This is a genomic window from Corynebacterium glyciniphilum AJ 3170, from assembly GCF_007673095.1.
In the GTDB taxonomy this organism is placed as follows: Bacteria; Actinomycetota; Actinomycetes; order Mycobacteriales; family Mycobacteriaceae; genus Corynebacterium.
On record NZ_VDYZ01000001.1, the window covers coordinates 155,527 to 174,541 of the forward strand.

Annotated in this window: 20 protein-coding genes; 10 read left to right on the plus strand and 10 right to left on the minus strand. The window is 65.7% G+C overall.

All coding sequences use genetic code 11. The annotated features are described in order from the left end of the window. Positions 1-7: 7 nt before the first annotated feature. A complete protein-coding gene (locus tag FS507_RS00725) occupies positions 8-1,033 on the minus strand; it encodes a PAC2 family protein (protein ID WP_145940944.1) in 1,026 nt (341 codons plus the stop codon). Between the two features lie 163 nt (positions 1,034-1,196). Here FS507_RS00725 and FS507_RS00730 point away from each other — a divergent pair, with 163 nt between their 5' ends. Next, positions 1,197-2,537 (plus strand): DUF4192 family protein, encoded by a 1,341-nt coding sequence (locus FS507_RS00730; RefSeq protein WP_145940945.1) that lies wholly within the window; start codon positions 1,197-1,199, stop codon positions 2,535-2,537. Here FS507_RS00730 and galE read toward each other — a convergent pair. The 6 genes from galE to FS507_RS00760 all read right to left on the minus strand — a co-directional run bounded on the left by galE (position 2,494) and on the right by FS507_RS00760 (position 8,254). Next, positions 2,494-3,492, minus strand: coding sequence for a UDP-glucose 4-epimerase GalE (gene galE / locus FS507_RS00735; RefSeq protein WP_145940946.1), 999 nt, complete (start codon positions 3,490-3,492; stop codon positions 2,494-2,496). The two genes, FS507_RS00730 and galE, sit on opposite strands and share 44 nt — an antisense overlap. Positions 3,493-3,498: 6 nt before the next feature. Then, positions 3,499-4,188 (minus strand): metal-dependent transcriptional regulator, encoded by a 690-nt coding sequence (locus FS507_RS00740; RefSeq protein ID WP_145940947.1) that lies wholly within the window; start codon positions 4,186-4,188, stop codon positions 3,499-3,501. Positions 4,189-4,354: 166 nt separating this feature from the next. Next, complete coding sequence (locus FS507_RS00745; RefSeq protein ID WP_260853076.1) at positions 4,355-5,479, minus strand: sigma-70 family RNA polymerase sigma factor; 1,125 nt, start codon at positions 5,477-5,479, stop codon at positions 4,355-4,357. Between the two features lie 183 nt (positions 5,480-5,662). Further along, the gene (gene dtd, locus FS507_RS00750) at positions 5,663-6,139 is read right to left on the minus strand and encodes a D-aminoacyl-tRNA deacylase (RefSeq protein ID WP_145940948.1); all 477 of its coding nucleotides are present in this window, start codon (positions 6,137-6,139) and stop codon (positions 5,663-5,665) included. Beyond that, complete coding sequence (locus FS507_RS00755; RefSeq protein ID WP_145940949.1) at positions 6,136-7,788, minus strand: DUF7782 domain-containing protein; 1,653 nt, start codon at positions 7,786-7,788, stop codon at positions 6,136-6,138. Before FS507_RS00755 ends, dtd begins: the two co-directional genes overlap by 4 nt. Continuing rightward, on the minus strand, positions 7,742-8,254 hold the full coding sequence (locus FS507_RS00760) for a DUF3099 domain-containing protein (RefSeq protein WP_260853077.1): 513 nt from the start codon (positions 8,252-8,254) through the stop codon (positions 7,742-7,744). Before FS507_RS00760 ends, FS507_RS00755 begins: the two co-directional genes overlap by 47 nt. Positions 8,255-8,366: 112 nt before the next feature. Between FS507_RS00760 and FS507_RS00765 the strand changes: the two genes are divergently transcribed. Genes FS507_RS00765 through FS507_RS00775 form a run of 3 tightly spaced genes read left to right on the plus strand, consistent with a single transcriptional unit; the run spans position 8,367 to position 10,743 of the window. Continuing rightward, positions 8,367-8,609 (plus strand): DUF3039 domain-containing protein, encoded by a 243-nt coding sequence (locus FS507_RS00765; protein ID WP_038548366.1) that lies wholly within the window; start codon positions 8,367-8,369, stop codon positions 8,607-8,609. Continuing rightward, positions 8,606-10,324, plus strand: coding sequence for a DEAD/DEAH box helicase (locus FS507_RS00770; protein WP_145940950.1), 1,719 nt, complete (start codon positions 8,606-8,608; stop codon positions 10,322-10,324). The genes FS507_RS00765 and FS507_RS00770 overlap by 4 nt, the downstream gene beginning before the upstream one ends. 41 nt (positions 10,325-10,365) lie before the next feature. Further along, entirely contained in the window at positions 10,366-10,743 is a 378-nt protein-coding gene (locus FS507_RS00775) for a hypothetical protein (RefSeq protein WP_145940951.1), read from the plus strand. An 80-nt stretch (positions 10,744-10,823) separates the two neighbouring features. Here FS507_RS00775 and FS507_RS00780 read toward each other — a convergent pair whose 3' ends face one another. Further along, on the minus strand, positions 10,824-12,479 hold the full coding sequence (locus FS507_RS00780; RefSeq protein ID WP_145940952.1) for an RNA polymerase sigma factor: 1,656 nt from the start codon (positions 12,477-12,479) through the stop codon (positions 10,824-10,826). A gap of 102 nt (positions 12,480-12,581) precedes the next feature. Further along, the gene (gene ppgK / locus FS507_RS00785; RefSeq protein WP_145940953.1) at positions 12,582-13,370 is read right to left on the minus strand and encodes a polyphosphate--glucose phosphotransferase; all 789 of its coding nucleotides are present in this window, start codon (positions 13,368-13,370) and stop codon (positions 12,582-12,584) included. 68 nt (positions 13,371-13,438) lie between these two features. Between ppgK and FS507_RS00790 the strand changes: the two genes are divergently transcribed. Next, positions 13,439-14,374 (plus strand): inositol monophosphatase family protein, encoded by a 936-nt coding sequence (locus FS507_RS00790; protein WP_145940954.1) that lies wholly within the window; start codon positions 13,439-13,441, stop codon positions 14,372-14,374. Between the two features lie 296 nt (positions 14,375-14,670). Next, positions 14,671-14,970 (plus strand): DUF4193 domain-containing protein, encoded by a 300-nt coding sequence (locus tag FS507_RS00795; protein WP_145940955.1) that lies wholly within the window; start codon positions 14,671-14,673, stop codon positions 14,968-14,970. A 78-nt stretch (positions 14,971-15,048) separates the two neighbouring features. Here the strand turns inward: FS507_RS00795 and FS507_RS00800 are convergent, their stop codons facing one another. Continuing rightward, the gene (locus tag FS507_RS00800) at positions 15,049-15,585 is read right to left on the minus strand and encodes a DUF3093 domain-containing protein (RefSeq protein ID WP_145940956.1); all 537 of its coding nucleotides are present in this window, start codon (positions 15,583-15,585) and stop codon (positions 15,049-15,051) included. A gap of 66 nt (positions 15,586-15,651) precedes the next feature. Here FS507_RS00800 and dut point away from each other — a divergent pair, with 66 nt between their 5' ends. The 4 genes from dut (at position 15,652) to FS507_RS00820 (ending at position 18,949) form a co-directional block, all read left to right on the plus strand. Further along, positions 15,652-16,110, plus strand: coding sequence for a dUTP diphosphatase (gene dut, locus FS507_RS00805; RefSeq protein WP_145940957.1), 459 nt, complete (start codon positions 15,652-15,654; stop codon positions 16,108-16,110). Between the two features lie 111 nt (positions 16,111-16,221). Continuing rightward, complete coding sequence (locus FS507_RS00810; RefSeq protein ID WP_145940958.1) at positions 16,222-16,998, plus strand: DUF3710 domain-containing protein; 777 nt, start codon at positions 16,222-16,224, stop codon at positions 16,996-16,998. Continuing rightward, complete coding sequence (locus tag FS507_RS00815) at positions 16,995-17,639, plus strand: DUF3159 domain-containing protein (RefSeq protein WP_145940959.1); 645 nt, start codon at positions 16,995-16,997, stop codon at positions 17,637-17,639. The genes FS507_RS00810 and FS507_RS00815 overlap by 4 nt, the downstream gene beginning before the upstream one ends. Further along, entirely contained in the window at positions 17,636-18,949 is a 1,314-nt protein-coding gene (locus tag FS507_RS00820; protein ID WP_145940960.1) for a class I SAM-dependent RNA methyltransferase, read from the plus strand. The genes FS507_RS00815 and FS507_RS00820 overlap by 4 nt, the downstream gene beginning before the upstream one ends. Positions 18,950-19,015 lie beyond the last annotated feature (66 nt).

Here is a 19,015-nt window from a genome sequence, read left to right on the forward strand (position 1 = left end):
TGTGTCGTTACCTGTCGCGGTTGTCGGGATCGTCGTCTGTGGGATGCTGGCCGTTCTCGGCATCGTCGCCATCGTCGCTGTCGTCAGCTGACCCGTCGCCATCGTCGCTCGCGTCGATGGCACTGGCGAGGAACCGCTCGACTTCGGCGCTGATCTCCTCACCCGACGGCACCTCTTGGCCGGGAGCGAGGAGTGCGTTGTCCTTCCGCTTGCGCTGGCGGGACTGGTCCTCATCGTACTGCCGCTCGAGGGCACCGACGACGGAGGCGATCTCAGCCGAGTCGTCGACCTGGTCCGCCAGCTGCTGGCGGACCTTGTCCATGTCCGCTTCCAGGGCGCGGAGGGGCAGGTTGAGGTCGGCGACAGACTCGAGGGTGTGGAGCAGGCCGTAGGCAGCTTCCGGGTAGTCAGATGCCGCGATGTAGTGGGGGACGTGGGCGGTGAGCCCCAGAGTGGAGAGGCCGCCCCGCGACAACAGCAGTTCGACGTCCAGCATCGCGGACCCGGGAATGATCATCCGTGACTCCCAGCTACGCAGGTCCCGGGTCAGGGAGGAGTCTGAGCCGTGGGCCGTGACGATCAGAGGACGTGTGTGAGGCACGGTCATCGGTGCGGCGTAGAACGTGACGACACGGTCAACCCCGGAGCGTGAGGCGAGTTCGGCGACAGCCCTGCTGAAGGCCTCCCACCGTAGATCCGGCTCAGGCCCGGAGAGCAGCATGAACGGCTGGCCGTCCGAATCCTCCATGCGGTACAGGGTCAGTGTCAGGTTCTCCCGGTCCACGACCCGCCCGTGGTCGAGGGTGACCCCGGGGCGTCGCGACCGGTAGTCGATCAGTTCGTCGACATTGAACGTGGCTACCGCTGAGTGATCGAGCGCCTGGAGGAGGTGCTGGCTTGCCTGCCGCACCCCCTGACCGGCGTCGGCGTAACCCTGGAGAGCGATGACCATTGACAGACCGTCTTCTCCGTCGCCGGACTGAGCCGAGGGGCCGGGGTACTCAAGTTCGTACATACGATTGCTGTCGGACATATGCGGTGTGCTCCCTTCACTGACGTGCGACGCAGTGCAACTACTCTACCAGTCGCCGTTCCCGCACCAGGGGATCTCCACAGGGTGCGGATTGTCCACATGCTCCTGGCTGAACCGTCGGAGCAGAAGAATCGCGGGCTGTTCTCCGGTGGAGGATGTCTCCATGACTTCCACACAGCACAACAGATCGCGCGGCCCCGGAATTCCCGGTGCCGGGGGCCGGCGCGAATCCAGGGATTCCGGTACGCCCGTCGTCATAGACAGTGGTCCCGGTGGGCTCATCGCTGCGGTCCCTGGACTTCTCGGCTTCACCCCGACGGCCAGCATCGTCCTTATCGGCCTGACCTACCACCAGGAGCGCCTCGAGTCCGTCGGACCTGTCGTTCGAACCGATCTTGTACCGGAGGCGGCAGCTGCGGGCGCAGACGCGTTGTGCGGGGCAGTGTACGACATGCCCGGCGCAAAGGCAGCGGTCGTTGTCGTCGCTCCCGGTGTCTGGCCCTTTGACGGTCTTACGTCGGACGTACTCGGAGCGGCACTGTGCGAGTTGTACGACAACGCGGTCGATGTGAGTGGGGTATATGTCACTGAAACCCTTCATGACGGCGGTGTGTGGTGCCATGTCCACCAGGAGGGCCAGGACGATGGATGGCGGATCCACTGTCGGGGCAGCATCGATGATCCGCAGGTCAGTCCGATCCTGTCGTCGGGGGATACGACGGTGCACGACTCGGGGGCCACATCGGAGTCGATGGACAGGGAACTTGACCCGGTCGACGATGAGGTGGTGCGGTCGCTGCTCCCGGCGAGCTGGACCACCGGTGTTGCCACTCCCGGACACGGCAGATCCTGGTCTCCGGAGGACGTCTGCCGACTGGTGGCAGGGATACGTGGGGAGGTGGAGTCGCGGGACCCGGGGGACACCTCCATGCTCCTCAGCGCGCGTCGTGAGGTTCGGCGGGCACTCGCCGTACCAGGCACGGCCGAACAGCTTTTCACGTTCTGTACCCGGGTCAGTTTGTTCCCGTCGCTGGTGGCGCTGGCAGCGGGGGGTAGCGCGACCGTCGTGATGGCACTGCTGCTGGAGACAGCGGCGTTGGGACGGCGCTCGCTCCGGAGTCGCGCCCTCCTCCTGATCTCGGTACTGGGATGGTGCGGAAATCACGGGGCCTTGGGACACCGTGCAGTACGACGGTGTCTCCAGGAGATGGACGAGGGACGTGGCGCGGGAATGTTGCCTGAGGTCATCGACAATACCGAACAGCTCGGGGATGAGCTGTTGACGATGTCACTGGCGGGCGTCATATGGGACGGGGTGTCGGACGGGTCTGCCGCCAGGGCGGTCCGGAGCATCCTGGACCAGGGAATTACCCAGCTCGACGACGAGAAGAAACGGGATCCGGCAGGCACCGACAGCGGCTATGCGCGACTACTGGGTTCGATCCTGGACCGTCAGGCGCTCACCGTCGTGCGAAATGCGCTCGGTCGCCGAGCCGGGAAGTGAAAGCCCACGCATCCGAGACGATGGTGTGCAGGTCGCTACGCGTGGGGGACCAGCCGAGCTCGTTGATTGCACGGGCAGAGGACGCGATCAGTGTCGCGGGGTCGCCGGCGCGGCGGGGTGCGGTGACCGCCGGAATGGGGTGCCCGGTGACCTCCCTGCAGGTGTCGATGACCTGTTGGACGCTGTAGCCGTCCCCTGAGCCGAGATTGAAGATGCGGTGAGTACCGGCGGAGTTCGAACGTGCGGCGAGTAGATGCGCATCGGCGAGATCCCGGATGTGGATGTAGTCACGGACGCACGTGCCGTCAGAGGTCGGCCAGTCGTCGCCGAAGACCATGATCCGGTCACGTGCGTCCAGCGCAACCTGAAGAACCAAAGGGATCAGATGTGTTTCCACCACACGGTTCTCGCCGGTGGGGCCGTACGCACCGGCCACGTTGAAGTAACGCAGACTCGTCGCGCCGAGCCCGTAGGCGTGCGCGTAAGAGGTGATGATCTGGTCGATCGACAGTTTGGAGGCACCGTAGGGGTTCGTCGGGGAGGTGGGCATCTCCTCGGTGATCGGAACTTCCCCGGGCTCGCCGTAGCAGGCCGCAGTCGAGGAGAAGACCAGATTGTCCACTCCGTGGGCCCGCATCAGGTCGAGAAGTTGCAACGAGGTGACCACGTTGCCGTGCCAGTAGATGTCAGGTGACTCGACGGATTCGCCGACGAGGGATTTCGCGGCGAAGTGAAACACTGCGGCGCAGTCGTCCGCGAGAGCTTCGGGAGCCCGATCCAGGACATCGCCCTCAAGGAAAGCCGCGGCGGCAGGGACGGCCTCACGGTTACCGGTGGAAAGGTCGTCGATCACCGTCACCCGGTATCCGTGTTCACAGAGCACTGTGGCGCACACGCTCCCGACATACCCGGCACCGCCGGTGACGAGGACGTGGTCTCCTTCAACGAGCCCCATCAGCGACTAGTTCTCCTCGACGACGATACGGATGGCATGGCCCAGTTCCTCCGGGACGACCACACTGTCACCTTCGGGTGTCTGCAGCGTGAGGCCCTCCGGTGTGTCCTGGATCGTCACGGTGGTTCCTGGTCGGATACCGTGCTGTCCCAGCTTGCCGATGACCTTGTGTTCGACCTGGACGATCTCGTTGAAACTGACGATCGTGGCCTTGCGCGGGGAGCTCAGGTCGATATCTGAGGCGCGGTGGGAATTGTCCGGGTTGCCGACAGAAGACTCGCCGAGCTTCTCGAGACCCGGCACCGGGTTGCCGAACGGAGAGGTGTTGTGGTCGTCGAGGACCGCCAGCAGACGCTTCTCGACCTCATCGCCCATGACGTGCTCCCACCGGCATGCCTCATCGTGGACGGACTCCCACGGCAGCCCGATCACGTCGACGAGCAGGCGCTCGGCCAGACGGTGCTTACGCATTACCGCGGTAGCGTGCTCCCGGCCTTCCTCCGTCAACTTGAGGGAGCGGTCGTCTGCGATCCAGAGCAGGTTGTCCCGTTCCATGCGGGCCACGGTCTGGCTCACAGTTGGACCGGACTGCTCAAGACGCTCGGCGATCCGCGCGCGGAGCGGAGGAATGCCCTCCTCCTCCAGTTCATAGATCGTCCGGAGGTACATCTCGGTGGTATCGACGAGGTCCTTCACTCGACCATGGCCTTTCTCTGACATATGCGACCAGAGAGATTCACGGTCGCATTCGCGGGTTTATTCACACAGTGGTGACCTACAACGTACACGGTTAAGGACGCACGTGGTTGAGTGGTCGGACCCGCCCAGCGAGGCGGTCGGGTCGAGAGCTCGTCCCTCCCCGTCAGACCGCGTATTCGCGCAGCCGGGCTGCCCGGTCACCTTCACGGAGCTTCGTCATGACCTCGCGCTCGATCTGTCGCACGCGCTCTCGCGACAGGCCGAAACTCCGGCCGATCTGATCGAGAGTACGGGGCATGCCGTCGTCGAGCCCGTAACGCAGTTTGATCACGTCCTGTTCCCGCTCCTCCAGCGTGTCGAGTACGGCACGGACGTCTGAGTGGCGCAGAGAAGCGACGACCGCAGCCTCGGCGTCGGTCGCCTCGGAATCCTCGATGAAGTCACCCAGCGGTGCCTCCTCGTCGGAACCGACAGGCATGTCGAGGCTTACCGGGTCGCGGGACTGTTTGAGGAGCATCTCGATCTTCGACTCGTCGATCCCCGACTCATCGGCGAGTTCCTCATTGGTCGCCTCACGTCCCAGGTGCTGGTACATCTCCCTCTTGATCCGGGAAAGCTTGTTGACCTGCTCGACGAGATGCACAGGCAGCCGGATTGTCCGGGACTGGTCAGCCATGCCCCGCGTGATCGCCTGGCGGATCCACCAGGTGGCGTAGGTCGAGAACTTGAATCCCTTGGCGTAGTCGAACTTCTCCATCGCACGGATGAGCCCGAGATTTCCTTCCTGGATCAGGTCGAGCAGTGGCATGCCACGGCCTGTGTAGCGCTTCGCCAGGGAAACGACGAGCCGGAGGTTCGCTTCCAGGAGATGGGTGCGCGCTGCACGACCCTCACGGGCGAGGACCTTCATATCACGCTTGGCTGCGCGAGTCAGCTTGTCACCACTCTCAAGAAGGTGTTCGGCGTACAGGCCGACCTCGATGCGCTTGGACAGTTCCACCTCGTCGTCGGCGGTCAGCAGTGCCGTCTTCCCGATGCCGTTGAGGTAGACACGGACCAGGTCGGCCGACGGGTTCTCGTTGTTGCCCCGGCGGCGGCCCTTGTCCTCGGAGGCCTCGTCGTCCGATGCGTTCTCGGTAATGTTGTCCGAGGTGCCTTCGTCTGACGGTGTGGCTGTGACATCCCCGAGCTCGTCGATTTCCGCCGGGGTATCCGCGCTGTCTCGGGTGGTCTCCAAGATGTCGTTCTCGTCCGGTGTGCCGGAGTTCTTCGTCGTGCGGGTGCCCATCTGGTTGACCTCCTGGGTTCGGTGTCGGAAGCTCTGACCAGTCCAACGGGTCGCGGCCGGAAATTGTTCCGGGCCTAAGTGTCTCGCGGGAAAGGGGAGTGAATGCGCAGGTGGAGGGCGCGTAAAAGCACTTTCGGTTCCCCTATTGTGGGGGGTGTCACTATCGTGCGGCCACCCCCGCCCTTAGGGGGCGTCGACCGTGACCGTGTAAGGGCCGAGATTGGTTGAACTGACCTCCATCATGGCCCCGAAAGTTCCGGTCTCGACCCGGAGGCCACGGTTGCGGAGGTCCTCGGTGATCCGGGAGATCACTTCTTCAGCGACGCTCCCCGGTGCGGCGGCTGACCAGGACGGGCGCCGCCCTTTGGCGGTGGCACCCATGAGGGTGAACTGGCTGACCAGGAGGATCTCGGCACCGTTGTCCTGGGCGCCTGCATCGCGGCCTTCCTCCCATGACGCCCCGACAGGTGGGAGGATCCGTAGCTCCGCGATCTTCCTGGCCATGGTCCGCCAGGCGTCGGGGCTGTCGTCACGCCCGACACCTAGCAGGGCCAGGAGAGCACCCCGTCCTTCACCGTTCCGGTCGGCATCGACCGAACCCACGGTCACGCCGTCGACCGTCACGTGTGCGCTGCCGACTGTACTGATGACGGCCTTCATCGGGCGTCCTCGAGGAGCGCCGAGGGGAGAACCATGCCGTGGCGTACGAGATCGACGATCAGCGGGACAAGCGCCCGGGTGAAGTCGTGATCGTCGAGGTCGTTGACCGCACAGTACAGTCCGGCGATGTCCCGGAGACTCAGGCCGTGGGGAGAGAGTCCGGCGAGCACGGATGAGAGGGCTTCGTCGATGTCGTGGCTGAAGCCGGGGCCGTCGGTCCGGGTGATCCTGATGGTTTCAGGCCGGAAGCCGGGGTCGGTGCCGGGGTCGGTGTCGTCGCCGGGCACTCCGGCCCGCGAGAGCTCGATGTTCTCGCGGGCGAGTCCGGGGCGCAGCTGGAACCGGTTGTCCAGGATGTCCTCGGCGTCCTGGTGGGCCAGCCATTCTGCGCGTGTGAAGTACTCTGCGACCTCGTCCCCGAAGTAACCGAGATCAGGCGAGTCGATAACCTCGAACGTGACTTCGGACGGGCCGTCAATGCGTTGCAGGTGGACGTACCCCATGCCGATCCTGGCGATGTCCCGGCTGCCGAGGTAGTCGAGCCACCGCCGTACTTGTGCCTGGCCCGTCTGCGTCCGTAGGTCGACTGACGCGTCGGCGGTCCAGGTACGGACATAGAACGACGGGGTGACCTCATCGCGCTGGACAATCCAGGCGCGGATCCCCTCTGCAGGGATCCAGCTGGCGACACGGCTGGCGGCGGATTCAGCGAGGGATGTCGCCCACGCCCCGAGGAGGTGGGCGGTGCCGCCGGGGGAGAGGTGCTTGACCGCGCCCTGTACTACTGTGCGGGTGGCGTCGTCGAGGTCGAGACCGGAGTCGCGGTAGATCTGGCCGTCCACGGGAGGGCCGACGACGAACGGTGGATTGGAGACGATACGGTCGAACTCTTCGCCTGATACCGGTTCGAACCAGCTTCCCCGACGCCAGTCGATGGTTCGGTCAGCCACTGAGCGCTGCGAGGCCCGGGCGAATCCCAGTGCGCGGTTGTGAATGTCCGTGGCGACGGTCTCGTCAGCGTCCACCATCATCGCCAGAACGCCGGAGCCGGTGCCGAGGTCGAGTAGCCGACCGGCGGGTGTGGACGGGACCTGGTTGAGCAGCGTCAACGGCGCTTGTCCGACGCCCGGCACATGGTCGGCGCGAGGAATTCTCACTTCAAGCGAGGCGTCCGGGTCCGAGACGACAAGTGTCTCACTGCCGTCCGGCCGGTGCGCACTGTGCGCCACGGGCCGGACGTCGACCTGCGAACGGACCGCGGTCGGTCCTTCGGTGTCCGGTGCAGTGGACAGAGCACCGGCCGTGAACAGTTCCTCGACGAGCGAGGTTCCCAGGACCCGGGCGAGTTCACCACGGTCGACGGGCATACGCAGGAAGAAAGCACGCGTGACCAGGACGTCGCGGGGTGAGACGCTCCCGCCTTCTGCGGTGGCACGGTTCTCAAGGTGCCATTCGGCACCTCCCGGGTTGCCGGCGAGCGCCTCGGCATGGCCCTGTCTCCCGAGACTCCGGAGAAGCAGCGGGGTGCCGTAGTCCATGGCCGTGAGCGCGAGAACGAGGTCTCCGAGGCATGGGGCATCGGCGTCAACGGCGTCAACGGCGTCAACGGCCAGTGTCGTCTGGGTGGTCGGTGTCGTCGGCGTCTTCATGTCTCTCCCATGCGGAGGTATCGGGGTTGTCAGTGGGATCAGGGTGGATGGGCCCGTCAGTTTCTGCGTCGATCACGGTGTACCCGGTCCCTTCACGCGGTGCGTCGAGTTGTCCGCGGACGGTACCGCCCACCTGGGGATTGCTGATGCTGTCGCGGTACTGCCGGGCGAGCGCCGGTTTGTACACCTTGGGCTGGCCCTTCTCCCGGTCGTCGGTCTTTTCGTTGGCCAACAGGACCGCAACCCAGGGGAGCGGCAGGGAGATCACCGCGAAGACTGCAGCGAGGGCGGGACTGTGCAGCCAGGCGTATGCCGCGACCGCGGCGCCGAGGAGCGGAATGCGTGCCAGCTGCAGTGCCGCATACAGGTGCCGTCGGTGGCGCCAGTCGTCCAGGGGCGACCGACGGGCATCGGTGATGACCGACACGTCGTCACCTCGACGCCGACGGGACTGGTGCTGGGACATGGCCACAACCGTAGTCCCGTGCCCGCCGACCACAACCCTCGGGACCGCCCGCAGAAGCATTCGTCGACCGGCGCGGGTGGAAAACACGGGCAGGGGAGGGCATCATGGGGACGTGACTACTCCTGGAACGACAACGATTGAGCGGCCCGACGTCCGGACCGAAGACAAGACCTCGGACGACACCCCGAAGTTCTTCCACTACGTCAAGAAGGACAAGATCGTCGACTCCGCGATCAACGGGAAGATGGTTGTCGCCCTCTGCGGCGAGACCTTCCCGGTGACCAAACAGGCGAAGCCCGGATCCCCGGTCTGTCCCGACTGCGAGAGCATCTACCAGGGGCTCCGGAAGAAGTGAGTCAGGCCACCGCATACGGCACACTCCGTGCCTGGCAGCAGGCCGCACTCCGACGTTACATCGACGCTGCACCGCAGGATTACCTCGCGGTGGCGACTCCTGGTGCGGGAAAGACCACCTTCGCGTTGACGGTCGCCCGCATGCTGCTCGACAGCCGCGTCGTGCAGCGACTGGTCATCGTGGTGCCGACCGAGCACCTCAAGACCCAGTGGTCCCAGGCCGCCGCGCGGCAGGGGATATCCATTGACGCGGAGTTCACCAACTCATCGGCGGTGAACAACGCCCACGACGGTGTGGCGGTGACGTACGCCCAGGTCGGGATGAAACCGACGAAGCACTACCAGGTCGCCACCGCCCGCAAGACGTTGGTGATTCTCGACGAGATACATCACGCCGGCGACGCGAAGAGCTGGGGTGACGGCGTACGTTTCGCCTATGAACAGGCTGAACGTCGACTCGCCCTGACCGGCACCCCGTTCCGGTCGGACGATTCGGAGATCCCTTTCGTCCAGTACAAGGACGTCGACGGGGCCTTGGTCTCCCAGTCCGACTACACCTACGGCTACTCAGACGCACTCGCGGACGGTGTCGTGCGGCCGGTGGTCTTCCTGGCCTACTCGGGTCAGGCACGGTGGCGGGACAGCGCGGGTGAGGAGTACGAGGCTCGCCTGGGAACTCCTCTGAACGCCGAGCAGACCGCGCGTGCCTGGAAGACTGCGTTGGACCCCAAGGGCGAGTGGATCCCCGCTGTGCTCAGTGCAGCGCATACCCGCCTGATGCAGCTGCGCGAGTCGATTCCGGATGCCGGTGGCCTGGTCATCGCCACGGACACGACGACGGCACGTGCGTATGCCGCGATTCTGGAGAAGATCACCGGTACGAAGGTGACGGTCGTCCTGTCCGACGAGCAGGGCTCCAGTGACCGGATCAAGGAGTTCTCCGATTCCACCGAACAGTGGATGGTCGCGGTGCGCATGGTCTCCGAGGGAGTTGACGTTCCACGTCTCGCGGTCGGCGTCTACGCGACCTCGGCATCGACTCCCCTCTTCTTCGCACAGGCCATCGGCCGTTTCGTTCGTTCTCGGCGACCTGGCGAGTCCGCCAGCGTCTTCCTTCCCAGCGTGCCGGTGCTGCTTGACCTGGCGTCCAACATGGAGCGTCAGCGAAATCACGTCCTCGGTAAGCCGGACCGTCCCAACGAAGGGTGGGACGACGAGTTGCTGGCACAGGCGAACAGGGAGGAGACGGAACCCGACGAGCCCGGTGGTTACGAGACCCTGGGGGCGGAGGCGGAGCTGGAGAGCCTCATCTTCGACGGGTCCACCTACGGCACCGCCACGATGACCGGATCCGCGGAGGAACAGGAGTATCTCGGGCTGCCGGGACTTCTTGACGCCGAACAGATGAGGACGCTGCTCCGGGCACGGCAGTCCAGTCAACTGGACAACCGGGAGCGCGAGGCCAGACAGGCAGGGCAGGCACGGGCTGCCGGTTCGGAAGGCGGTGACGACAGGTCCCGGAAGAAGGTCGCCAGTGAGGAGCTTCCCGCGTTACGCAAGAAACTCAACGCACTCGTCGGCGCGAAGTCCCAGCGCACCGGACGGCCTCACGGAGCCATCCACAACGAGGTGCGACGGAACTGCGGTGGCCCACCGACAGCCCTCTGTACCGCGGAGCAGCTCCGCGACCGTATCGCGTACCTCCGGGACTGGTGATCGCTTCCGGGACAGCGGGTTGCGTCGGTTAAACTGGCGGTATGGCGAAGAATACTCCCGGACGGCGTCCCGACAATCCCGGAACGTCGGTACCGGGTTCTCCGCGCACCCAGAGCAGACTGGGACTGGCGGCTGTCGTCCTGGCGGTGCTGGCCCTGCCTGCGGCACTGTTCCCGTGGCTGGGCCTGATCATCAGTGTAGTCGTCCTGCTGGTTTCCCTGATCTCCCTGATCGTCGCGCTGCGTTCGACACACCGGAGCCGTGGTTATCCGATGGTCGCGGTCGCGGTCTCCATCGTTGCGGTGGCACTGGCCGGTGTCGTGACCAACAGCACCGCACAGTCGCTCGAGGACTGCTCGTCGACCTCCACTGACGAACTACGTCAGTGCATGGAGGATCGTCGCGACGGCACGACATAGACGTCACCCCCGGGTCGTGTCGGTGTTCTGAGGGAAACCGACACAACCCGGGGGTGACAGCGGGGGAGCGCTGGCCGGGCTCAGTCCAGGTAGTCGCGCAACACCTGTGAGCGGGAGGGGTGACGCAGCTTGGACATGGTCTTCGACTCGATCTGACGGATGCGCTCACGGGTCACCCCGTAGACCTGCCCGATCTCGTCGAGGGTGCGCGGCATACCGTCGGTGAGGCCGAAGCGCAGCTTGACCACGCCCGCCTCGCGCTCCGACAGGGTGTGCAGCACATCCTGGAGCTGGTCCTGCAGCAGGGTGAAACTCACCGCGTCCACGGCGATGACCGCTTCGGAGTCCTCGATGAAGTCGCCGAGCTGGCTGTCGCCTTCATCACCGATGGTCTGGTCGAGGGAGATCGGCTCCCGGGCGTACTGCTGGATCTCCAGCACCTTGTCCACGGTGATGTCCATCTCGCGGGCCAACTCGTCCGGGGTGGGTTCGCGGCCCAGGTCCTGGAGCAGCTCGCGCTGGATACGGCCCAGCTTGTTGATGACCTCGACCATGTGCACCGGGATACGGATGGTGCGTGCCTGGTCGGCCATGGCGCGGGTGATCGCCTGGCGGATCCACCAGGTGGCGTAGGTGGAGAACTTGTAGCCCTTGGTGTAGTCGAACTTCTCGACCGCGCGGATCAGACCGAGGTTGCCCTCCTGGATGAGGTCCAGGAAAGCCATGCCGCGGCCCGTGTAGCGCTTCGCCAGAGACACCACCAGACGCAGGTTCGCCTCGAGAAGGTGGTTCTTGGCCTTACGACCGTCCCGTTCGATCTCACGGAAATCCCGTCGCTGCATGGGCGAGACTTTCTCACCGCTCTGCTTGAGCTCGTCCATCTTGTGGTGCGCGTACAGGCCGGCCTCGATGCGCTTGGCCAGGGAGACCTCCTGCTCGGCATTGAGCAGAGCGACCTTGCCGATCTGCTTGAGGTAGGCACGCACGGAGTCCGCGGATGCGGTCAGTTCCGCATCCTTACGCGCCTGACGGAGAGCGGCGGATTCGTCCTCGTCCCAGACAAAGCTGCCGGACTCCTGTTTGGCGTCGTCATCGTCCTCATCGTCGTCGCCGTCGGTGACGGCGCCCGCCGGGGTCACGACGGCCGGAGACGTGGTGTCCTCATCCTCGTCGTCCACGTCATCGACCTCGTCGACGTCATCTCCGTCGATCTCGAGGTCGTCGTCCAGTTCATCGATGTCGTCGAAACCGTCGGCGGACTCGTCCTCGTCATCCTGGCCGTCGGCGGCGTCCGGGTCCGCGTCCTTCGCCTGGCGCCGGGTCTGTTCGGAAACGTTCGCGAGATCCTCGTCACCGGTCACAGCGGACGTGGCCGCGCGTCCAGCAACCTTCTTCGCGGCTGTCTTCTTCGCCGCGGTTTTCCTGGCGGTCTTCTTGGCGGCGGTCTTCTTGACCGCAGATTTCTGGGATGTCTTGCGGGTCGCCTTCTTGGCCGCAGACTGCTTGGGGGCACCCTCGTCCGTGGAAGGAGCGGTGGAGGAGACGGGGGACGACTCGGCTGGAGCCGAGGACGCGGTCGGGGCCACCGGAGACGCCGCCTTGCGTGCGGCCGTGCGGACGGTCTTCTTCGCGGTGGTCTTCTTGGCCACCCTTCGACCGGCCGACGATGCCGAAGTGCCGGGGGCGTCGATGCCCTCGGCGTCGTTACCGGAGGTGGAACTGGTGTGGGCCGCCACGAAAGACCTTTCTTGCGGGGTCAGGGGACTTGCAGTGTGTGGTCCTTGGTCAGGAGCACAGTCGACCCCCAATTATAACCCAGTTGCGCTGAATTTCAGCGATCAGGGCCGCATCTTGTCACGGACGGCCAGTGCGGCCCCCACGATACCGGCGCGGTTGAGTAGTGCCGCGGGAACCACTTCGGCGTCCACGGTGAGCTCGGGGAGCCACTTGTGGTGCTTCTTCGAGATCCCGCCGCCGACGATGATCCTGGCCGGATTGAGGATGCGGACGTATTCGTGGAGAAGCCGGTCCACGCGCTTCGCCCATTCCTTGTAGCTGAGGTCCTCCCGGTCCCGTACGGCGGAGGACGCCCATTTCTCGGCGTCCATCGCGGGAAAGTTCAGGTGCCCGAGTTCGGTGTTCGGGAACAGTGAACCGCTGTAGAGCAGGGCGGAGCCGATCCCGGTGCCGAAGGTCAGGAAGAGCACCGTGCCCTGGTTCGTGGATGCGTCACCGTAGGCAGCTTCGGCCATGCCGGCGGCGTCGGCGTCATTGAGTACGCTGACGCTGCGACGGTGCCCGTCGACAGCCAGGCGCTCGCCGAAGAGTTCCTGGCAGTCGGTGCCGATCCACGCGGGATCGATGTTCGCCGCGGTGACCGCGACCTGGTTACGGACCACGGCCGGCACGGTGAGACCGACAGGACCTGTCCACCCCGCGTCGTCCAGCAGCGCAGCCACAGTGTCGGCGACAGCTTCAGGAGTGGCGGGCCGGGGAGTGTCGACCCGGATCCGGTCACCGATGAACTCCCCGGTGTCGAGATCGACCAGGGCCCCCTTGATCCCGCTGCCCCCGATGTCAACCCCGTATCCGGTGTTCACTGACTCCTGCGTGGGTGTTTCAGTCATGACAACGCATGCTACCGCAGTCATGGGGGCCGGGCGCGGGGACGCAGGGTGCTGGCAGGATGTTGGGCATGAGTGATCTGATCCGACTTGACCGGGACACGACCGCCTCCGACCCTCACGCACCGCAGAAGCGACTCGCGGGCCGTTCGCCGGACGATCTCCGGCATATCGCTGCAGCGGTTGCCTCCGAGGCCGCCGCACATGTACAGGGCGAGCGGGCTCTCGCGGTCGGCACCTCAGGACGCCTCGACGTCGAGGACACGAAGTCGTCCGACGTTGACCCGGTCACCGCGATCGACCGTTCGAGTGAGGACCTGATCCGGGGACGTCTCCGTGAGCTCACCAACCGCGGGGCCGGTGCAGATCCTGTTCTGGGTGAAGAGGACGGAGGGGCTCTGGCAGACAAGGGAGTCACGTGGGTGGTCGATCCGGTGGACGGCACGGTCAACCTGGTGTACGGAATTCCTGCGAGCGCCGTGAGTATCGCAGCGTGCGTCGACGGCATGCCGGTTGCGGGAGCGGTGGCCGACATCTCCCACACAACCGTGTACTCGGCATGCGCGGGTGGTGACCTGGTGACGACGGTGTGCGGTGAGGACCACGTGACCGACGGGACCGTACCGAGGGCACTGCAGCATTTGTCCACGGCCCTGGTGGGAACCGGTTTCTCCTATGTGTCTTCCCGCCGACGTGCTCAGGCGGAACTCCTCGTCGACCTCCTCCCGGAGATCCGCGACATACGGCGGATGGGGTCCGCGGCGCTGGACCTGTGTGCCGTGGCGACGGGACGGCTCGACGCGTACTACGAACACGGGTTGGGACCGTGGGACCATGCTGCCGGCAGTCTCATCGCGGCACGGTCAGGAGCTGTGGTGTTCATGCCTGCGCTGGTTGCCGGTCAGGATGAGGGGGCGGGAATCCTCGCAGCCGCTCCGGGTATCGCTGATGAGCTTGCAGGCAAAGTGCTCGGCATCACCTTTCCTGTGTCCGAGGGGCACCCGTGACCGGCCGTCTTCCCGCTGGTCGCGGGCTTGTACCCGGTGTGGGTGGCGGTGATGGCGGTGCGGTGAAGTGACAATGGTTCGCTGCTGCTTTAGTATGCGCGTCAAACGCCGGGAATATCCGCCGCTGACGCTTCGTTACCGGCAGGGTGTTCCACGGTCGTTGCGTGAGGGTTTCCGGTGACTTGACGGGCTCCGGCTCTCGCTGACACGTGACCACACCTGCATATCTGTAACTTCACAGCCTTATCCGGCATCGGATCTGTCCCCGCCGGGTAACGGAACCAAGGAGCATCATCATGGCGACTGACTACGACTCACCCCGTACCCGCCCCGAAGACGAGATCGAGACCGACTCCCTTGAGGGGCTGAAGGCCGCAGAGAAGGCCGAACCCGCCGTCGACGACACCGACGACGGAGACATTGTCGAACCTATCGACGTACCCATGGCGGACTTGTCCGGCGAGGAACTCAGCGGTTCGGTGATTCCCCGTCAGACCGACGAGTTCACCTGCTCCGTCTGCTTCCTGGTCCAGCACCGTAGCCGGATCGCCGAAGATGACGGCAAGGGGAACCTGGTCTGCATCGACTGCGCGTGATCCGCCGGAGGAAGTAGCCACGGAGGTGTGCGCACCGAGCCTGCCGCGGGGCTGTACAGGCCTTTCTCAGCCTCTCCTCTAGACCTGGGGGGTCCCCAACGCAGTCAACAACTGCTCGGGTTCGCTGGTGGACACCAGCCAGTAGGGGGTGGGGTCGTCAGGGTCCTCCAGCACCAGCATCGCCATGGAGGGGATCCAGGGGCGGTGGTAGACGAAGGCGGCGGGGTCGAGTTGACGACCCATGGCAGCACTCCGGGCGGAGGGGGGGACCGGCAGGCTGCGACTGACGACCGAGGTCGGTAGGGAAGCCTCCCCGGCACGCAGCCAGGTTTCCCCGTCGGCGTCCTGTTCGACGATCAGCTCGTTGCTCGACAGGTGCACAAGTGCCCAGACGACCGCAGCGAGCACGAGGAGACCGAGTGCGAGCCCCCAGTACCATTCACGGCTCATCTGCCCCTGGAAGCCGATCAGCGTGCTGACGCCCAGGCCGATCAGCCACCAGGACAACGGGACGCGCTGACGCTCGCGGTAGAGAACGGTCGGACCGGTCACGCCGGGCCGGCTCTCTCCGGAATCCTGTGGCACGTCATCTCCTGTCACCTCGGGCTCGCTCACGATCCCTTAGTCTAACCTGCGGGCGCTGCTGTCAGTAACCGGGAGCCGACGGTAGACTCCGTGACCATGACCGACAGTCTCGACACACCGTTGCGCATTGTGCGACTCGACCCTGACCTGCCCGTGCCGTCGCGGGCACATCCCAGCGACGCCGGACTTGACCTGCACTGCGCCGAGGACGTGACGCTGGCTCCCGGCGAGCGGGCACTGGTGAGGACCGGAGTAGCCGTCGCACTCCCGGTCGGGACCGTCGGCCTGGTTCACCCCCGGAGTGGTCTGGCCTGGAAGAAGGGGATCTCCATCGTGAACTCCCCGGGGACTGTGGACGCGGACTACCGTGGTGAGGTGAAGGTCTGTCTGATCAACCTCGATCCTGCGGTCCCGGCGACGATCAACCGCGGTGACCGTATCGCCCAGTTCCTGGTGCAGGAGGTGTCGCTCTGTTCCGTGGAGGAAGTGGCTGACATCGCCGGGCTCGGAGACACGGCGCGTGGTGCGGGTGGCCACGGCTCTACGGGCGACTGAAAATATACGTACATATCCGTCGCATGTCCGTGGTCCGAGTTTCCACCCCATCACTGTCCACCATCGTGCCCGCCCCGTCCCTTTCCCCGAGAAGTGAGGAGTAACCCAACCATGTGGCCCTTCAGCAAGAAGAACGACGGTAACGCCGGTGCAGACGCCGGCACCGGTGAGACCGGCGAGTCGGAGTCGACCCCCTCGACCGCCCCTGTTCCGGACACCGGTCCAGACAGCGCCGGATCGCAGGAGCTGCCGTCTGTTCCCGAAACAGCTTCAGCCTACGACCCGGTCAACGGGGATTTCGGCCCCTTCGACGGGGACAAGGTGGACTACTCCACGTTCGACTACTCGGATTTCGCGAAAAGTGGTCTGGATCTCGGATCCCTGCGTGTGCCGGTGCCGCACAACGGTGAGGTCCAGGTGGAGATGGGCCCCAAGGGGCCGCAGATGATCCATATTCTCACTCCTTTCGGCCGACTGACCCCGGTGGCTCTGGCGGCCCCCCGTTCCGGACGGCAGTGGGAGGAGAACATTCCCGAGATCACCAAGGGGATGAGTGCCGATGGCCTCGAGGTGCGGCAGGGGCAGAGTCTCTGGGGGACCGAGCTTGTCGGCACCATGAAAGCCGGCACCATGCGTGTGGTGGGTGTCGACGGCCCGCGGTGGATGCTGCGGATGACGCTGGCGGGCCCGGCGGACAAGGCGGACCAGCTTGCGGAACTCGCCTACGAGGTCATCTCACGTACCTTCGTCTACCGCGGCGACGATCCTCTGCCCGCCGGCCAGGCGCTGCCGGTCACGATCCCTGCGGCCATGGCGGAGGAACTGCGTAAGGTCGTCGAGCAGCGGCAGAAGGACGCCGCCAAGGCGAAGCCGGAGGACGGGGAGTGACCGACGGGACCCCGGGCCCCCGGGAGGAGTCGGAGGAGACGGCCGCACCGACTGTGCTGGAGCAACTCGGAGGACTGTCGGGGCTCGTCGCTTCCGTGCTCCCCGTGCTGGTCCTGGTGCCGGTGAACTCACGCTGGGGCCTGGCTCCGGCACTGATCGCCGCTGTCGCCGTCTCCGTGCTGGTCTTCCTCTGGCGTCTGGCACGCAAAGAGACGCTGATGCCTGCGGTGTCGGGGCTGATGGGGGTGGGGCTGTGCGCGGTCATCGCCTGGTTGTTGGGCGATGCCAAGGGGTACTTCGCGTACGGCATCTGGTACTCGCTGGTGGCAGGCATCGTCTTCATTGTGTCCATCGTGGTCAGGTGGCCTCTCGTGGCCGTGATCTGGCACGGTATTAACGGGTCCGGTCACCGTTGGCGGAGTAACCGGACTGCGGTGCGGGCCTACAGCCTGGCGACTTTCGCCTGGTCCGTGGTCTTCTTCGGGCGCTTCATCGTCCAGCAGTGGCTCTACGTCCAGGACGATGCCGTCGGCGCGCTCGGTGTCACACGGATCATCATGGGCCTGCCGTTGACGGCAGTCGTGGTCCTGGTGACCGTGTGGGCCGTCCGGAAAGCCAATGCTTCTGAGCGTGCGGCATGACCGGTCCAGTCACCACCGTCGACATCCTCGGTCCCGCCCACGGAGGGGCCGGTGTGGCACGTGTGGACGGCCAGGTGGTGTTCGTCCGTGGCGCCTTGCCCGGTGAGAAGGGCGTGCCTGTCCACATCGACGACGGAAAGGCCGGCAAGCGGTTTCTCACCGCCACTGTGACGGACGCCCGGGCTATCGGGGAGGCCTCTCCACACCGTGTACCGGCCCTCTGCCCCGCGGCCGCCGCGGGGGCGGGGTGCTGTGACCTGGACTTCGTGGACCAGGAAGGGTCACTCGCTGTCAAACGGCGGGTCGTCGCCGAACAGTTCCAGCGAATCGGTGGCATCGACCTGAATACCGCCTCGGACGGGAAGGCTCCGGAGTGTGTGTCGGCGGACCCGTTCACCGGTTACCGCACCCGGGTACGCCTCGGCGTTGACCCCGACGGGCGCGCCGGTCTCCGTCGCAGAAGCAGCGCCGCGGTGATTCCCCTGAACGGCCCGGACGGCCCGGACAGCCCGGCGGTGCAGTGTGCCCAGTGGGCGCCGGATCTGGCGGAGGGGCTGTCCACCGAACTCGCTGCACACAGTCTCACCCCGGGCGCTGAGGTATGTGTGGCGCTGGGGGACGACGGTGCCCGCAGTATCGTCGAGGTCCCACCGCTACCGCGCCCGCAGCGGAGTCGACAACGTGGCAGGGCCCGGGGCCGTCGTCACGACACTGTGCAGCGCCGGGTGCTCAGCGGGACCGGGGATGTGGTGCGCACCGTCGGGGGACGCTCCTGGCATGTTCCGGCCGAGGCGTTCTGGCAGGCCCATCGCGCTGCTGCCGGGATGTACTCCGGATGGGTGACAGCGCACACTCCGGTGGACAGTGAACTGGCCTGGGACCTCTACGGCGGCGCCGGGGTGTTCGCCGCTGCACTCTGCGATGCGGCACCGGGTGTCGCTGTCGACTGCGTGGATATCGCCTCGCCTGCCACCGCGGCCGGGCGCGACACCCTGGCGGACCGCGACGTCCGGTTCGTGAACGGAGATGTCGCGGGACGCGTCGACACACTGCGTGGGGCGGCGCCCGGGGCCACGCCTCCGTCGGTGGTCGTCCTGGACCCGCCGCGCACCGGCGCGGGCCGGAAAGTCATTGAGACGGTCGCTACACGTGGTCCCGCCACCGTCCTGCATATCGGCTGCGATCCGGCGACGGCGGCGCGTGACGCCGCGGTTTTCGCCGAACACGGCTACTGTCCGGACTCCGTCACGGTCGTCGACGCTTTCGGTCTGACCCACCACGTCGAGGTGCTCGTACGTTACGTTCGTTAGACCGTGCGGGGAAAGCCGCCGGGGAAGCGGCCGGGAATGCCCAGGCCCAGACGTAATAGTGCGGTC

Excerpts from the sequence above, each read along its gene's own strand:
- galE (WP_145940946.1), bottom strand. The coding sequence starts at position 3,492 with ATGGGGCTCGTTGAAGGAGACCACGTCCTCGTCACCGGCGGTGCCGGG.
- FS507_RS00730 (WP_145940945.1), top strand. The coding sequence starts at position 1,197 with ATGACTTCCACACAGCACAACAGATCGCGCGGCCCCGGAATTCCCGGT.
- FS507_RS00725 (WP_145940944.1), bottom strand. The coding sequence starts at position 1,033 with ATGTCCGACAGCAATCGTATGTACGAACTTGAGTACCCCGGCCCCTCG.
- FS507_RS00755 (WP_145940949.1), bottom strand. The coding sequence starts at position 7,788 with ATGAAGACGCCGACGACACCGACCACCCAGACGACACTGGCCGTTGAC.
- FS507_RS00775 (WP_145940951.1), top strand. The coding sequence starts at position 10,366 with ATGGCGAAGAATACTCCCGGACGGCGTCCCGACAATCCCGGAACGTCG.
- FS507_RS00790 (WP_145940954.1), top strand. The coding sequence starts at position 13,439 with ATGAGTGATCTGATCCGACTTGACCGGGACACGACCGCCTCCGACCCT.
- FS507_RS00820 (WP_145940960.1), top strand. The coding sequence starts at position 17,636 with ATGACCGGTCCAGTCACCACCGTCGACATCCTCGGTCCCGCCCACGGA.
- ppgK (WP_145940953.1), bottom strand. The coding sequence starts at position 13,370 with ATGACTGAAACACCCACGCAGGAGTCAGTGAACACCGGATACGGGGTT.
- FS507_RS00745 (WP_260853076.1), bottom strand. The coding sequence starts at position 5,479 with ATGGGCACCCGCACGACGAAGAACTCCGGCACACCGGACGAGAACGAC.
- FS507_RS00760 (WP_260853077.1), bottom strand. The coding sequence starts at position 8,254 with ATGTCCCAGCACCAGTCCCGTCGGCGTCGAGGTGACGACGTGTCGGTC.
- FS507_RS00795 (WP_145940955.1), top strand. The coding sequence starts at position 14,671 with ATGGCGACTGACTACGACTCACCCCGTACCCGCCCCGAAGACGAGATC.
- dtd (WP_145940948.1), bottom strand. The coding sequence starts at position 6,139 with ATGAAGGCCGTCATCAGTACAGTCGGCAGCGCACACGTGACGGTCGAC.
- dut (WP_145940957.1), top strand. The coding sequence starts at position 15,652 with ATGACCGACAGTCTCGACACACCGTTGCGCATTGTGCGACTCGACCCT.
- FS507_RS00810 (WP_145940958.1), top strand. The coding sequence starts at position 16,222 with ATGTGGCCCTTCAGCAAGAAGAACGACGGTAACGCCGGTGCAGACGCC.